This window comes from Pseudomonas sp. S12(2018), from assembly GCF_024355235.1.
Taxonomy (GTDB): Bacteria; Pseudomonadota; Gammaproteobacteria; order Pseudomonadales; family Pseudomonadaceae; genus Aquipseudomonas; species Aquipseudomonas palmensis.
The window spans coordinates 412,685-427,364 of sequence record NZ_QLAD01000006.1 but is presented as its reverse complement, the minus strand read 5'-3'; the positions used below and the strand labels follow the sequence as shown (position 1 = coordinate 427,364).

At 57.1% G+C, this 14,680-nt stretch carries 14 protein-coding genes and 3 pseudogenes; 13 read left to right on the top strand and 4 right to left on the bottom strand.

What is annotated here, in order from left to right:
* From DN388_RS17090 to DN388_RS17030, 12 genes and pseudogenes are all read left to right on the top strand, one after another.
* Positions 1-303 (top strand): annotated as a pseudogene (locus DN388_RS17090) (RHS repeat-associated core domain-containing protein); the annotation flags it as partial.
* Positions 304-626: 323 nt separating this feature from the next.
* Positions 627-914, top strand: a complete 288-nt coding sequence (locus DN388_RS17085; RefSeq protein WP_255001310.1) for a hypothetical protein — start codon at positions 627-629, stop codon at positions 912-914.
* A 695-nt stretch (positions 915-1,609) separates the two neighbouring features.
* The gene (locus DN388_RS17075; RefSeq protein WP_201023422.1) at positions 1,610-2,113 is read left to right on the top strand and encodes a hypothetical protein; all 504 of its coding nucleotides are present in this window, start codon (positions 1,610-1,612) and stop codon (positions 2,111-2,113) included.
* Positions 2,114-2,180: 67 nt separating this feature from the next.
* Positions 2,181-2,402, top strand: coding sequence for a hypothetical protein (locus tag DN388_RS17070; RefSeq protein ID WP_063611984.1), 222 nt, complete (start codon positions 2,181-2,183; stop codon positions 2,400-2,402).
* Between the two features lie 157 nt (positions 2,403-2,559).
* Complete coding sequence (locus tag DN388_RS17065) at positions 2,560-2,988, top strand: DUF6756 family protein (RefSeq protein ID WP_255001309.1); 429 nt, start codon at positions 2,560-2,562, stop codon at positions 2,986-2,988.
* 997 nt (positions 2,989-3,985) lie between these two features.
* Positions 3,986-4,603, top strand: coding sequence for a hypothetical protein (locus tag DN388_RS17060; RefSeq protein WP_146095006.1), 618 nt, complete (start codon positions 3,986-3,988; stop codon positions 4,601-4,603).
* 137 nt (positions 4,604-4,740) lie between these two features.
* A pseudogene (locus DN388_RS17055) lies at positions 4,741-4,937 on the top strand (RHS repeat-associated core domain-containing protein); the annotation flags it as partial.
* Positions 4,938-4,992: 55 nt separating this feature from the next.
* Complete coding sequence (locus DN388_RS17050) at positions 4,993-5,508, top strand: hypothetical protein (RefSeq protein WP_255001308.1); 516 nt, start codon at positions 4,993-4,995, stop codon at positions 5,506-5,508.
* Between the two features lie 318 nt (positions 5,509-5,826).
* Positions 5,827-6,204 (top strand): annotated as a pseudogene (locus DN388_RS25425) (TonB-dependent receptor plug domain-containing protein); the annotation flags it as partial.
* Between the two features lie 359 nt (positions 6,205-6,563).
* Positions 6,564-7,868: a TonB-dependent receptor gene (locus DN388_RS17040; protein ID WP_369682778.1), complete on the top strand. Its 1,305-nt coding sequence runs from the start codon at positions 6,564-6,566 to the stop codon at positions 7,866-7,868.
* Positions 7,855-9,156, top strand: coding sequence for an ABC transporter substrate-binding protein (locus tag DN388_RS17035; RefSeq protein ID WP_255001306.1), 1,302 nt, complete (start codon positions 7,855-7,857; stop codon positions 9,154-9,156). Before DN388_RS17040 ends, DN388_RS17035 begins: the two co-directional genes overlap by 14 nt.
* Positions 9,153-10,487, top strand: coding sequence for a di-heme oxidoredictase family protein (locus DN388_RS17030; protein ID WP_255001304.1), 1,335 nt, complete (start codon positions 9,153-9,155; stop codon positions 10,485-10,487). Before DN388_RS17035 ends, DN388_RS17030 begins: the two co-directional genes overlap by 4 nt.
* 91 nt (positions 10,488-10,578) lie before the next feature.
* On the opposite strand, the gene DN388_RS17025 is transcribed toward DN388_RS17030, so the two are convergent.
* On the bottom strand, positions 10,579-10,827 hold the full coding sequence (locus DN388_RS17025; protein WP_255001302.1) for a hypothetical protein: 249 nt from the start codon (positions 10,825-10,827) through the stop codon (positions 10,579-10,581).
* A gap of 353 nt (positions 10,828-11,180) precedes the next feature.
* Between DN388_RS17025 and DN388_RS17020 the strand changes: the two genes are divergently transcribed.
* Positions 11,181-12,407: an MFS transporter gene (locus tag DN388_RS17020; RefSeq protein ID WP_043859956.1), complete on the top strand. Its 1,227-nt coding sequence runs from the start codon at positions 11,181-11,183 to the stop codon at positions 12,405-12,407.
* A gap of 102 nt (positions 12,408-12,509) precedes the next feature.
* Here the strand turns inward: DN388_RS17020 and DN388_RS17015 are convergent, their stop codons facing one another.
* The 3 genes from DN388_RS17015 to DN388_RS17005 form a co-directional block, all read right to left on the bottom strand.
* Positions 12,510-13,094 carry a hypothetical protein gene (locus DN388_RS17015; RefSeq protein ID WP_143516649.1) on the bottom strand — a complete coding sequence of 195 codons (585 nt, stop codon included), beginning with the start codon at positions 13,092-13,094 and terminating at the stop codon, positions 12,510-12,512.
* Positions 13,087-13,734 carry a hypothetical protein gene (locus DN388_RS17010; protein WP_196932420.1) on the bottom strand — a complete coding sequence of 216 codons (648 nt, stop codon included), beginning with the start codon at positions 13,732-13,734 and terminating at the stop codon, positions 13,087-13,089. Before DN388_RS17010 ends, DN388_RS17015 begins: the two co-directional genes overlap by 8 nt.
* Positions 13,735-14,044: 310 nt before the next feature.
* Entirely contained in the window at positions 14,045-14,467 is a 423-nt protein-coding gene (locus DN388_RS17005; protein ID WP_255001298.1) for an NUDIX domain-containing protein, read from the bottom strand.
* Positions 14,468-14,680 lie beyond the last annotated feature (213 nt).

Sequence of the window (14,680 nt, the reverse complement as noted above, 5' to 3'; positions counted from 1 at the left end):
CGGCACGCCGATGGAGCTGACCGACCACAAGGGTGAGGTGGCGTGGGCGGGGCAGTACAAGGCGTGGGGGAGGTGCATGAGGAGCGGTCGGGCTGGGCAAGGCAGGTAGGGCTGAGTAACCCGCTACGGTTTCAGGGCCAGTATCACGACCGGGAGACTGGGCTGCATTACAACCGGTATCGGTACTATGATCCTGGGATTGGACGGTTTGTTAGCAAGGACCCGATTAGTTATTCGGGTGGGTTGACCCTGTACCAATACGCACTAAATCCGACGGATTGCGTTGATCCATTGGGTTTGGCGGGGCGAAAAGTAGCTAAACCTCGTATTGATCCTGGCAATCGAAAAGAAGGCTGGCAACATATTGATGAGCGGCATGTGAGTGGCACCCATCCAGGGGGCCATGGCGACCTGTTTCCTGAGGGGACAACGCAAGAACAAATTCAGACGGCATGTGAGTGTCTTGTGAAAAAGGGTAACGGAGTTTCTGATCCTAGTAGCAGAATGCAAATCTATGAGAAGCGCATAAAAATAAATGGTCGCACCGACCGGGTTCGTGGTGTATTCGACTCTCATGATGGAAATAGGACAATTACGGTTTCCCCTGTTAGAGGAGGCTAATAGTTATGGAGTTCTACATTTCGAGATCCGAGGAGGACGGTGAGCCAGAAGGATTTGACATGGGGGATATGAGGCTTTCCTCTGGCGATCAAGGTATAGACTCCAAGGAAGATTCAAGACTTCGGATGATGATATATTTGTCAATTACTTCCTTAATTGATGGCTTGGTGGAATTGAAAAACACAAGGTCTTTTGAATTTATCGGAGTTGATTCATCTTTTGCGTTATTATTTAAGATTAAAGGAGAAGTGCTTTCTGTTTTTTATCAGGGGCGTTTTTTTTGCCGAAGCTAGTTATCGTGTTTTTTTAGGGGTTATTGATCGTGAAGTCGATAGGTTCCTTGCTGAAGAAGGAATTTCTATTGTCGACTCGGTTTTTGATGATATGGAGGCTTCTAGGAAAAAAATCAAATCTTCAATTAATACTAAATAGAGCGTGTGGAAGTTTCCATTAGGAGTTGGCATTTTCTAAAAGAAATGCAGCCGCCAGGTGAGCAATCCTCAATGAATATGGCGATGTAATGAAGGAGAAGCACAAAGGGCCGAAAGGATAAATCATGACAAGTACATCACGCAAAGCAATACAATTTCTCATGATGTTATTGGGTTTTTTCTTCGCCAGTAAACATTGCAATACGAGACATGGCATTGCAATGAAGACGTCGGGAGAGAGGTGCTAATCAAGTTGTAGCGCAACGAGCATCCAATAGTTAGTCGGGCGGTTGCAGTAAACGAAAAAACACCGCGTGCAACGTTGAGATAGTTATGCCCTGATGTTGATCATAGAGTTAGTCAAGTTGCGGACTGATGGCCAGTAAACGACACACTATGGGGATGGTACGTGGAAGCAGTACCGTGTGTCGGGAAAAGACCACGGAAATATTCCTAGGCCGAATATTAAATAAGCAAAAAAGAGTCCACGCCAGATGGTAGGGTTCTTATCCACCAGGGGCGTGTATTAGCACCTCTCCCACATGAGGTTCCAAAAGGTGAATGAGTCAAACCATTTCAAATCATATGATTATAAATCATTTGCGTTAGCGAATAATGATCATGTTGTGACGGGCGTTGATTATTTGTGTTCAATTTATAAGTCGCACGAGCTTGCAGGCGATTTTATTCTTTGGTTCGCTAGACTTATATGGCCGGCGTTCAAAATGCTAGATGGCAAGGTTTTTGTTGTTGAGTTGTTTGATGCCGAGCTATACCAACAACATTTAGATGTGAAAAGCACGCCTGGTAAAACTCAGTTCTGGGTGAACCTGCTAGAGATAACGGGCGTATTCGACAAGCTTTCGTTTGATCAGGCCATGGAGGTTGCTGTAATAGTATCTGAAAGCTGGAACTCTAAGATTTTGAAAGAATTTGGTGCGGAGCATGCCTTGGCACGATATATATTGGATGAAGATACGGGGGAGATATTCGTTACCATAGGGCTTTCATCCGAAGAAAATAACGAGCCTCAAGTAGATTTCAGTCTAAAGCCGCACTAGGCAGGCAGGGATGATTCTGCTCGCCCGTTATGTGTAATGAGGGCAAGTTACTTACTTGCGAGTGATGATGAAGATGCCACCTCTAGGCGTAGTCGGTAAAGTTGTCAGCGGTCACGATGCGGGGTTGTATGTTAAGGTGATTTTTGATTTGGGTGATACGGACGGTTATTATGTATTAACCTCAAATAAATATGATTTCAGCGTGGGGTTTGATGACTGGATTGAGTCGAAAGAGAGTTTGATAAAGTACTTTGCAGAGTCGGGTTGGGTTGTTGATTGGTTGGGCTAAGGCGTTTATTGGGGGGCGACTAGACTCTGTTAAAAGTGCATGCATACAGCATCTGGTGTTTTGAGTGCGCTGCAATACAGCACTTTTGAGGATTTGCAAAATATGTTGTCCGGCTGGAGCTACATCCTCACCGGCCTGATAAGAAGTAGGTAAAGTTATGTGTGAGAGTGAAGAAATAAATTTGAGGTCAGAGTTGTCTGCTGCATTGGTTTCAGAGGGGCTGAGTCCTAACGAAATCGAAGATAAAGAAAGAGTTACTTCTTTGATTGAAAAGAGATTCATCTCAGGAACCCCTAGGGCTTGGTGGTTATCACTGGTCAGTAAGCCGGAAGTGTATAGCTTTCCGGACAATTCTGGCTATCAAAACTTGCTTGAAATATTTCCCGCGGGTAATGATAAAGTTTGGTTTGTGGTGGATGATGATAACAAGGAAAAATTTGTATTTTTTATTCCATTGAATAAAGTTCAGGACATTATTGAAAGTTGTCGTTTTTTTGAGTATTACGTGGTCGATGAAAATATTTCTTGGATGTTGGCTGAGAATGATCATGGTGAGATCTTGGTTTGTAGAGGGGGGAGTTTATAGTTGAGGTGTATTTATATTTAGTGGTTGAGCTTAGGAAATTTCGATCTATTTAATGAAGTCGTAACGAGAAAAATACTCAAAGCGGCACATTCTGGATATTAGCTATTACGGCGGCCTGAACCTCTATAGTTACGTCGTTAGCCCAGTCGGATGGATTGATCCTTTAGGCTTGGCCGCACACAGGGGACGTATTCAAGCACAAGGAAAAACCTTGAAGAGTCGGTGAGTTGGAACAAAGAAAATCCACTCACAGCAGAGGGCGCAAAGTTGAAAATCACAGAATTGAAAGACAAGCTAAGCAAAGAGGCATCTCAAAGTTAGGGAGGACACATTCAAACGAGCCGAAAAATTTATAGACAAAGCATGCCCATGCGGCGTTCAGGGAGACAGCAAAAAAACATTTCTGGTTAAAGGCACTGCAAGCGAGATAGTCGAAACTACATTGCTGGATAGAAAATCCGACAACTCACAAAGTTTTTGTATTTTTGGCAGCACAGATATTCTTCGTAGAATTCATGAGAAGATGTCTGAGTGGATAAATAAACAGAAATAGGGCTAGTCGGGTGGAGCATGTCGAAGGTGAAATTTCAATGAGGGCCGTAGCTGAATAACCAGCAGGGATGAAGTGAACTTGAGCAGGACATGAACCATTCGCGCTCGCTAATAATGATCATGCCGTGACGGGCTTCGACTATTTGTGTTAAATCTACAAGGCGCATGAGTTTTCAGGTCAATTTTATGTTTGCCTCGATAGGCAGGATATTCTAGTTGCCGAGCTTAATTCTGAAAGCAGGGGGAAAAATTACGCATGTCTGTGCGCTAGAGGAAGTACGCTAGGACGGAAGGAAGAAGGCGCTAAGCCGCTAGTTTTTGATCACCCAGACGGGCACCCTCATATGGTAGGCGAAGGATTTCCTGCTCATCACGACGGGCCGCATGTGCACGCGAAAAACAAGAAAGGCGAAGTCATAGTATTTACTTATCCGGGGTAGCTGGGATGTTCGAAGTTTTGATTTGCAGATCGGAATTTAAGTATCTAAAAAAATACGCCAATGAGCGTATATCTTCACTACCGGCAAATGGTAATGATGAGCTTTCTGCTGTAATGGCGCGTGATCCGAATGGTAAGCTGGGGTTCGATGTGAATCAGGTAGCTGAAAGTATTTTAGATGAATTGTTAGGAGAGTGTTACTGCTTACGCGGCTCAGGCAGTGTTGATCATCCAGGAGTATTCCCCAAGGGAGGCATGCCGAATTTTTTCTTCAAAGATAAAGGTGGCGCATTTAGCAGTTTAGTTGCCTCGCATGAGCGCCATGTGCTAGCCATGAAAAAATACAGCATTCTTTCCCGCTATAGGCACACTGAAAAGCCAAAGCCTTCTGAGTTGTCACACTTCCTGCAAGATGACAGCTGGATTGAAGAACCATTGTATGAAAGTCTGCTATCTTCTTGCGCATATTTTGGGATTTCTCAATGTGCGCAAGAGCATGGCTGGGGGGCATTTTATTTGATCTCCCAAGACATGGATGGTTTCTTGACTAAGTTAGAAAACTTAGTAGGCGATGAAGGGCGCCTAGTGTTCATCGAAAATATGCGAGAAATGCCCTGTTGGTAGGGCGGCCATCGTTGTGATGAACTACGTTTTGACCCCATGGGACGGCTGGCCGGACGTACCGCCAGCCTGGGTGTCCAGCCGCAGACCGAGCGCTTTGCCTATGCCGGCAATAGCAAGCTGATCCAGGCGGTCAATGCGGCGAGCACGCTGGTGAGGTGCATGAGGAGTGGTCGGCTTGGGCGAAGCAGGTAGGACTGGGTAACCCGCTACGGTTTCAGGGGCAGTATCACAACCGTGAGACCAGGCTGCATTACAACCGGTATCGGTACTATGATCCGTGGTAAGGCGATTTAGTGGGCAGAGCCCGATTAGTTGTTCGCGTGGATTGAATATGCAATGCCGCGCCCCGGTGTTTTACATTAAAAATACGTATGCTGAGATTCAAATAGATGAAGTTACATGGGGTGTACGCAAAGATAATAAAAAAAGAAGCCTACAATGATCTGCGTTCCATGGCGGGCGCGTTCGACGATTTTGAAGAATTCCCCATCATTTCACGGGACAGCAGATTAAAAAAATTACAAAGGAAACTCGAGAAAAAAGACATCTCGGATTTTCTATTGGGGCTTGCTGTTTTCGTATTGAATACCGTACGTGCACTCGCCCGCAGCAATCAAAGGCAGTTAGAGCTGACTGCCATCACCTTCACACGCTTCGATGCCAGCGGTGGCTCCACGTTGGTGCCCCAACTCTTCATATACCCAAGTACTGCAGCCGGCGCACTTCGCCAAACGCTTATCAAGAATCAACCTGAAACGGACTCAATGGAAATGACCAAGGTCAAGCAGCTGTTCACGACCTGCGGCTTCGTTGAGAGCTTCGTTTTTCTAGAGAGCAGGTTCTTTGACCACGCCTGCAACGAGGAACTTGTACGTATTTATGCCATCCCTCGACAGACGATGTAGCGCGCCTGGAGGGTAGGGGGTTCGATGCGCTTGCCGGCACTCCGCTGACACCTTGCCGTCGAGCGCAAAGCCGCTAGAAGCCCCGCTTCTGGGTTGGTCAATTCGCTATATATTTTTGTGTACAGCGTTGTAACGTCCTGTGAACAACGCTAGCATTCCTGCCGTTTGGCCCTGCGCCATCCCGCTTTCCCCCTAAAGCATCCACCGGCTGATCACCTCCTGGGGAGGTCGTGACCAGAAAAACCGTCGGTCGCTATATAAAATAATACACAACGTCGCCCGGGCGCCGCCTACGTCAAGGCCGACACAGGAGCAGCAATGAAGCCGCTAACACCGCACGCCCTGATGGTTGCCGTCGCAGCCCTGGGCGCTGAATCCGCCCTCGCGGAGCAGAAAAACACCTTCACCCTCGGCGAAATCCAGATCTCCGCGCCCCAGGACGAAACCCTGTCCACCGGCGGCTCGGTCATCGACCTGAAGGACATCCGCCTGCACGACCGCGAAACCGTCGCCAGCGCGCTCACCCTGGCCCCCGGCGTCAACCTGGGCTATATCGGCGGTCGCGCCGAGCAGGTGGTGTTCGTGCGCGGCTTCGATCGCCTGCAGGTGCCGGTGTATATCGACGGCATCCCCACCTACGTGCCCTACGACGGCAACATCGACCTGGGCCGCTTCACCACCTACGACCTGTCGCGCATTCAGGTGGACAAGGGCTTTGCCTCGCTGCTGTACGGCCCCAACACCCTGGGCGGGGCGATCAACCTGGTTACCCGGCGCCCGGTGCAGGAATTCGAAGGCGAAGTGGGCGGGGGGCTTGAGCTGACCGATCACGGCAACGTGAACGCCTACCGCACCTACGCCAACGTGGGTTCCAACCAGGGCGCGTGGTGGATGCAGGGCGGGGTGTCGTATGTGGATTACGACTACACCCTGCTGCCCGACGACTTCAAACCCACCAACAACCAGCAAGGCACCGGCGGCGCGAGAACAGCGACCACCGCGACACCAAGTTCAGCTTCAAGCTGGGCTTCACCCCCAACGAAACCGATGAATACGTGCTCGGCTACGTTCAGCAGGAGGGCAGCAAGGGCCAGCCCACCTATGCCGGCAAGCTGCCGCCGACCGGCCAGCGCGCACGCTGGTGGGAGTGGCCGCGCTCGGACAACACCAGTGTGTTCATCGCCACCAAAACCGGCTTTGGCGAGCACTTTCTGAAAACCCGCGTGTACCACGACACCTTCAAGAACTCGCTGGAAAGCTTCGCCTACCGCAACGGCGTGGTGGGTAACCTGCAGAAGGGCTTCCCGAGCAAGTACGACGACGAGAGCACCGGCTTCTCGGTGGAAGCCGACCTGGCCCTGACCGAAAACAACCGCCTGGGCATCGCCTACCACTTCAAGGATGACGTGCACCGCTCCCGCGATGGCGACAGCCCGCAAACCCACTTTCGCGACCAGACCCAGTCGATTGCCCTGGAAGACACCCTGCGCCTGAACGAGATTTTCAGCGTGGTGGGCGGCGTTTCCTACAACTACCGCAAGAGCCTGGATGCCGAAAACTACGGCACCACCGCCAGTTCGCCCAAGCAGGCCGTGCTTTACGACGAACCCACCGGCAGCAACGACGCGGTCAACGCGCAGCTCGGCCTGTTCGCCCACACCAACCCGCTGCTGGGCACCGATGACAACGGCCAACTGCGCCTCACCGTGGCGCGCAAAAGCCGCTTTGCGACCATCAAGGACCGCTACTCGACCCGCTTCGGTACGGTCATCCCCAGCCCGGACCTGAAGTCCGAACGCGCCACGCACTACGAGTTCGGCTACAGCGGCCAGGTTGCCCCGCAATGGCAGCTGGACGCGGCGCTGTTCGTGGCCAATATCGAAGACTCCATCCAGAAGGTCACCGTGCCCGCGCAGGACAACTGCGCCGCGCCCTGCGGCCAGTTCCAGAACATCGCCAAGGCGCGCAACCAGGGGGTGGAGCTGGGCATCAACGGCGACCTGGGCGAGTGGGAGCTGGCAGCCAACTACACCTTCCTCGACCGCGAGAACCGCAGCGACCGCGACCTGCACCCCACCGACACCCCGCGCCACAGCCTGTTCGGCTCGGCCTCGTGGAACCTCGACGCCTGGAAGCACACCGCCAGCGTGGAGGCGGCCTCGCGTCGCTACAACACCTCCGACGCCACCCAGATGGCACCGGGCTACGCGGTGTACAACCTCAAGACCGGCTACCGCTTCAGCAACGACGTGCTGATCGAGGGCGGCGTGCGCAACCTGTTCGACCGCCTGTACGAGTACAGCGAGGGCTACCCGGAAATGGGCCGTCAATATTTCGTGCAATTCAATGTGCCGCTGTAATCGCTGGCTGGCGGGCCTGCTGCTGGCGTTCAGCGGCCTGCTGAGCGCGGCCCCGCAAAGCGTGGTGGTGATGACCAGCTACCCCGAGGAGGTGATGACGCGGGTGGAGGATGGCTTTGCCCAGGCCCACCCGGAGTATCGCCTGCAGGTCCTCTGGCGCCAGGGCTTCGATGCCTTGCCCTACCTGCTGCAAGCCAGACAGGGCGGGGTGGATGTGTACTGGGCGCCGTCGCCGGGCAACTTCACCCGGCTGGCGAAGGCGGGCAGTTGGCAGCCGCTGGGTATCAGCCTGAAGGGCTTGCCGGCGCAGATCGGCGGCCTGGCGTTGCGTGATCAAAAAAACCTGTACCAGGCGACCGAGCTGGCAGGTTACGGCTTTGCCATCAACGCCGCGTCGCTGGCCGAGCTGGGCGTGCCCACGCCCAAGGACTGGCCCGACCTGCTTGACGCCCGGTTGCGCGGGCGGGTGGCGCTGCCCGACCCGGGCCGGGTCGGGTTTGCCCCGGTGCTGCTGGATATCGTGCTGCGCGCCTATGGCTGGGAGCGCGGCTGGGCCCTGTGGAGCGAGCTGGCCGGGCAGGCGCGGCTGGTCACGCGCGGCGGTACGCTGGTGAGTGACGAAGTCACCAGCGGGCGGGCAGCGGTTGGCTTGTCGATCGACTTCTTCGTCGCCTCGGCCAAGGCCAACGGCGAGCCGGTGGACTTCGTGTACCCGGCCCACGGCGGGCTCAACCCGGCATTCATCGCCATTACCGCAAGCACCCAGGCGCCGGCCGGTGCCCGGGCGTTCGCACGGTACGTGTTGTCCGACGCCGGGCAGGCGCTGCTGGCCGATGCCGACATTCGCAAGCTGCCGGTGCGCCCGAGCGTGTATGCGCAGCTGCCCGCGCAGTACCACGACCCGTTCGTTGCCGCGGGGCACGGCGCCTATGACTACGGCAACGGCAGCTCGCGCGAACGCCTGGCGCTGATCAGTTCGCTGTTCACCCAATGGCTGGGCCTGCCCCACGAGGCGCTGAACGAACTCTGGACGCGGCTGCACGCGGCCGAAGCGGCGGGGCATGACGTAGCCGCCATACGTCAGCTGTTGACCGCGCCGCCACTGACTGCCGGGCAAGCCGAGGCCAAGCCGTTGCTGGGCCTGTTCGCGGCACGTCAGGACAAGGGCATGGCCCACGAGCCGGCAACCGACCAGGATGCACTGGGCCGCACCGAGATCACCTGGCAGTTCCAGGCCGCGCTGCAGCGGGCAGAGGCGGCGCGGTTGCTGGAGGGGCTGGGTCAGTGACCGTTGTGCGCATCGCCGGGCTGTCGATCGGTTTGCTGGTGAGCGCGCTCGCCAGCGCCGATGTCACCCACACCGCGGTCAACCGTGAAGCCTATGCCCAGCCCTTCGCCGGGCTGGACGAAGGCCAGCGGGAGCGCTTCTTTCGCGGGCGCAGCCTGTTCCGGCAGGCGTGGGTGGTCGCGCCGTCTCGCGACGAAGCGGTGGATGGGCTCGGGCCGTTGTACAACCGGGTGTCGTGCATCGCCTGCCACCCCAAGAACGGTCGTGGCCAGGCGCCGCAGCAGGGGGAGGCGATGCGCAGCCTGTTGCTGCGCCTGTCCGTGCCGGGCCGCGATGCCCACGGCGGGCCGAAGCCTCATCCTGTGTATGGCGACCAGCTCAACGACCAAGGTGTGCCCGGTGTGCCGGGGGAGGGGCGGGCCCATGTGTACTGGCAGGAACACGCGGTGCCGCTGGGCGATGGCGAAACCGTGATGCTGCGCACGCCGCGTGTCGACCTGCGGGAGCTGGCCTATGGGCCACTGGACGGGGTGTTGACCTCGGCGCGGGTGGGCTCGCCGGTATTCGGCCTCGGTTTGCTGGAGGCCATCGAGGCCAGCACGCTGCAGGCCATGGCGGCTGAAGCCAAGCCCGACGGCGTGACCGGGCGCGTCAATCAGGTGTGGAGTGTGGAGCGACAGCGTGCCGAGGCGGGCCGCTTTGGCCTCAAGGCCAACCAGCCCGACCTGCGCCAACAGATCGCCCACGCCATGCTGGGCGACCTGGGCATCACCTCCACGCTGGCTCCTGAGCAGAACTGCACGCCTGCCCAACAGGCCTGCGCGCAGGCGCCCCACGGCGGCGAGCCGGAGCTGGACGCGATGCAGCTTGGTGACCTGCATTTCTACCTCGCCCACCTGGCCGTGCCTGCGCGCCGGCAGCAGGCCGAGCCTGCTGTTGTGCAGGGTAAAAAACTGTTTGCCGCGATTGGCTGCACGGCCTGTCACCGGCCCGAACTGGTCACGGGCACACACCCGCTGTACCCGGCGCTGAGCCAGCAACGGATCGCGCCGTACACCGATTTGTTGTTGCACGACATGGGCGAGGGGTTGGCCGATGGCCGTGAGGACTTTCTCGCCAACGGCCGCGAGTGGCGCACCCCTGCGCTGTGGGGGCTTGGGCTGGGTGAGCGGATCAACCCCGGCAGTGGCTACCTGCACGACGGCCGAGCGCGCACGCTGGAGGAAGCCATCGTGTGGCATGGCGGTGAAGCGCAAGTGGCCCGGCAGCGCTATGTAACGCTGGGGGCGAAGGAACGGGCGGCGATTCGGGCGTTTCTTGAGTCGCTGTAGGGCGCTGGACCCAAGGCGATCATCTCTCAGTGACGGGAGCGCGATTCAGCGTGAGAAGGCCAGGGCATGAAGCCCTGGCCAATCGCAACCGTCACTTTTTCTTTTTCGCAGGTTTATCTGCCTTGTCCGACTTCTTGGCCTTCTCGGGTTTGCTGTCCGATTTTTTTGCAGATTTCTTGGGTTCGGCATCTTTCTTCTTGTCTTTCTTTTCTTTCTTTTCAGAGGCTTTGGAAAGAGCCGATGCCGCAGCTGATTTCTTTGCCGATGATGACTTCTTGTCTTTCAAATCCTTGCTGGCTGTTGAAGACCCGTCTTTGCTTTTCTTCTCGTCCTTAGCCACGTTGACCACCTCTGATAGCGCTTGCCGGTATTGGCACGTTGCCTGTGGGATCATCCACATGCTGATCATTAGGCGAGTTCGCCCAGAGGCGGTTCAAATTATTTGAGGCGCTGGGCAGGGCCTTGGCGGATGTTGCGTCAGGTACCGGGGCTTGGCATGCCCGGCAAGCTGGGCCAAGCTTGCATGGGCCTGCAGCAGTTGCTCTACTACGGGCCTTTCATCGATAGCGCTGATGATTACTATCAAAGGGCCCGCCTGTCGGCGCGGCAAAACCCGCTTGTATAATCGCCTTCGATTTTTCCCCGCTTCCCGCGCCTGCTCAAGGCGTCATTTCCCCCATGGAACCCAGCACCATGCCAAGCGCAAGCCAGGCCCCTAGCGGCCTTCCCGAACACAATCAACAGAGCGTCAAACAGCAGTGGCTAGCGATTCTCTCGGTCGCGGTGGGCGCCTTTGCCCTGGTGACCAGCGAGTTTCTGCCGGTGGGCGTACTCAACGATGTCGCCAGCGACCTGGGCATCAGTGCCGGTCATGCCGGCCTGATGGTGACGCTGCCCGGCATCATGGCCGCACTCGCTGCGCCCTTGCTGTCGGTGGGCATCGGCGCGATGGACCGGCGCTACCTGCTGATCGGCCTGACCCTGATCATGATCATCGCCAATGCGGTGGTGGCCTACGCCACCGACTTCAGCCTGCTGCTGTTCGGCCGTGTGCTGCTGGGGGTGAGCATCGGCGGGTTCTGGGCCACGGCCATCGCCCTCAGCGGCCGCCTGGCCCCCAAGGGTGTGGGGGTAGCCCAGGCCACCTCGATCATCATGGTGGGTGTGACCCTGGCCACCGTGCTGGGCGTGCCCGTCGGCACCTGGCTCAGCGGCCTGATGGGCTGGCGCATGACCTTCCTGGTGACTGCGCTGGTGGGTGTACCGGTGCTGCTGGCCCAGGTGTTCCTGCTGCCGCGGCTCAACCCCGACAAGGCCATTCGCATCAGTGACCTGCCGGCACTGTTCATCAATCCGCAAGCCCGGGTCGGCCTGATTGCGGTGTTGCTGATCGGCCTGGCGCACTTTGCCGCGTACACCTACGTGGCACCGTTTTTCAAGCAAAGCGCCGGCTTCGATGGGCCGACCATTGGCTCGCTGCTGTTGCTGTATGGCGTGGCCGGGGTGCTGGGGAATGTCTTCGCCGGGTTTGCCGCCAACCGCAGCGTGCGTTACACGCTGATGCTGGTGGCGCTGATGATTGCCGTCAGCACGGCGCTGTTCCCTTACTTTGCCACCGGCATGACCGGTGCGGTGATGCTGATCGCGCTGTGGGGCTTTGCCTTCGGTGCCTTTCCGGCCTGCGCCAGCATCTGGATGTTCGTGGTGGCGCCCAAGGATGTCGAGCGCGGCATGCCGCTGTTCGTGGCTTTGTTTCAGGTGATCATTGCGCTGGGGTCGTTCTTTGGCGGGCGCATCGTCGACCAGATGGGCAGCTCGGTGCTGCTGAGCCTGGCCACGGCACTGGTGGGCTGCGGATTTGTCACGGTGCTGGTGCTGGGGCGCAAGGTAAGTAACCGAATGGCGGTTCAGCCTTGCTAGCAGCCCGGCGCATGGGCTGACGTCAATCTTGATGGGGCCGCGTGTGCGGCCTTGCAGATCGCTGAGATTCGATAGCACCCAAATCAGCACTTCATTGCTGATCTACGGCGCATAGAAACACCCGCCCAGCGGGTCAGTCCACACCAGCTCCCCGGTAGCGGGGCGGCGCATCAGGTTGTCGAGCTTGGCATCCACGTCACATTCATGGCGCTGCGCAAATTCCGCCGCCCTGGCGAGTGTGATCAACACCCCCGCCAGCGCGGGATGCTCACCGGCCAAGGCCAGGCACTGTTCAGCAAGCACGGCGTTGGCCGGCAGATCATCATTGTCGTCGAGCAACCCCGACAGCAGGCTGGCAAGTAACGGCTCGCTGGCCTCATCCACGCTTATCAACCTTTCCACTTCGGCCAGCCAGTAGAACTCGTTTTCGCTTCCCCTGAGTGAAGCGTCAGAGGGACCCACGGCGCCATAGTCGTGAATGACCTCGACGACATTACGGTTGCCCTGGGCCCACTGCCGGGCAAGAAAATTGTGGCCGCAACCTTCGAGCGTGAGGCGATAGAGCCTGGTACCGTGCTCGAACAGCATGCTGCTCGAACCCTGGCAAAGGAACGTCGCCTGGTTCAGCGGTGCGCTTGCCAGAATCGCCTGGAAGTGTTTGCCCGCCAGCACCGGTTGATCAGCCATGCCCATTCCCCCCGCTGAAGTTGCCGACCCCTGATGCTTGAACAGCCGCTTTCGAGAGCAGGCCAAGCCTGCTTCTCGGGTGATCCCTTTCCCCAAGCCAGTTGGGGATCAAGGCGCCTTGCGCCGCAAAGTGCTCGACATGCACCACGGTGATTCTGCCGTCTGTGTAGGCCACGGCGTTGATCATCTTCCATGCGCCGGGGCGGGCATGGCGCAACAGCGCGTAGGCAGACGCGACATAGTTCATCCCCGTGCCCAGGCCGAACATCACGATCAGTCGGGTCTCTTGCGGCAGGTCGCGAAGAAAGGCCGTTGTACAGTTGCTGGCCACCGACTTGCCGAACGGGCTGGCAATGAACTTGTCCAGCATCCCGCCGCCTGATCCTTTCCAGGTACCAGCCTTGCGGTCGTGGCGCTCTACGGTGCAACGGATGAGCGATGCGAAATGAAAGCGCCCGTTGTTGTCCGCAATAAGGCGGTCCACCTGTTGCTTGAGCCTGTCGGGCGGGGCGGCGGGGATAAGGCCCACGTGGGCCAGAATCTTGCCCACATTGAGACGACTGCCCTTGTAGGCGATGTCGTCGTGAGGTGTGCTGGCAAGTGCCCCCGCCTGAGTGGGGCCCTTGGAGAAGCCCAGCACAACCACCTCTGGCGTAGTACTGCCCCATGCCAGCGGGTTTGCCGTAATACGCCACTCGCCCTCGGTGCGAGTGGCTACATCGAATGCTGGCGCACTCTCGGTGTGGCAACGCGAGCAGGAGACTCTGCCGTGACGGGGTAAGCAACTCATCAATCCTCCCAAGGTGCCGACGTTTGAAGTAGCAGGGCGCCACAAGATGGACTCGATCCGGCTATTACGCGGCAACTGCGAGCAGCGTAGTTGACGTTGTTTACTTTGCCATCAGCGAGTCTACCGCCCGTTTGTGCTCGGCCAATAGCCGACATGGCGCCTAGCCGGGCACGGGTGCTTCAGTGAGGCCAAGTCGAAGGAAGCTCAATGCATCCTTGTAGAGTGGGTGCCATGCGTCGGATGGCTCGCTATGGAGTGGATGCCAGAAAAACCTGAACGCGTGCCCTCCGTCATCCTGGGTGAAGTGAACCCAGGTGTCGGGAAGCTCGTGGGTGACGTGACATTCATGAAATGCCCACACATGCCCGGTTACCTCAGCGCGCCACACGCCAAGATTTCGTCCCACCGTGCCTTGAATTCCGGCTTCCTCGAACAGTTCTCGTACAGCAGCGTCTTCGCTCGGCTCACCTGGCTCCACACTTCCCTTGACCAACTGCAGGCCCGCCAACGGATGCGCGAACCCCAGAATCTCCAACGTTTCACGGCTGCGCAGCACCACCGGGCAAGCTTTATCCACTGCCATGTTGTTCTCCCCTTGGCTCATTGCTGTTGAGTGTTGAGCGCGTCGAAAGCTGAACGATGTCAGCTGCCTTCAACACCGCACGATCTTAAAGCATCCATCCGGCTCTGCCGGGTTTTTGCCTCCCTCCCAAGTTCAGGACAAACCAGGCAGCACACTGATGAACCCTGCCCACATGTTGCAGTTTGTTGCCGCAGCCAGATGCCTGGCCTTGAG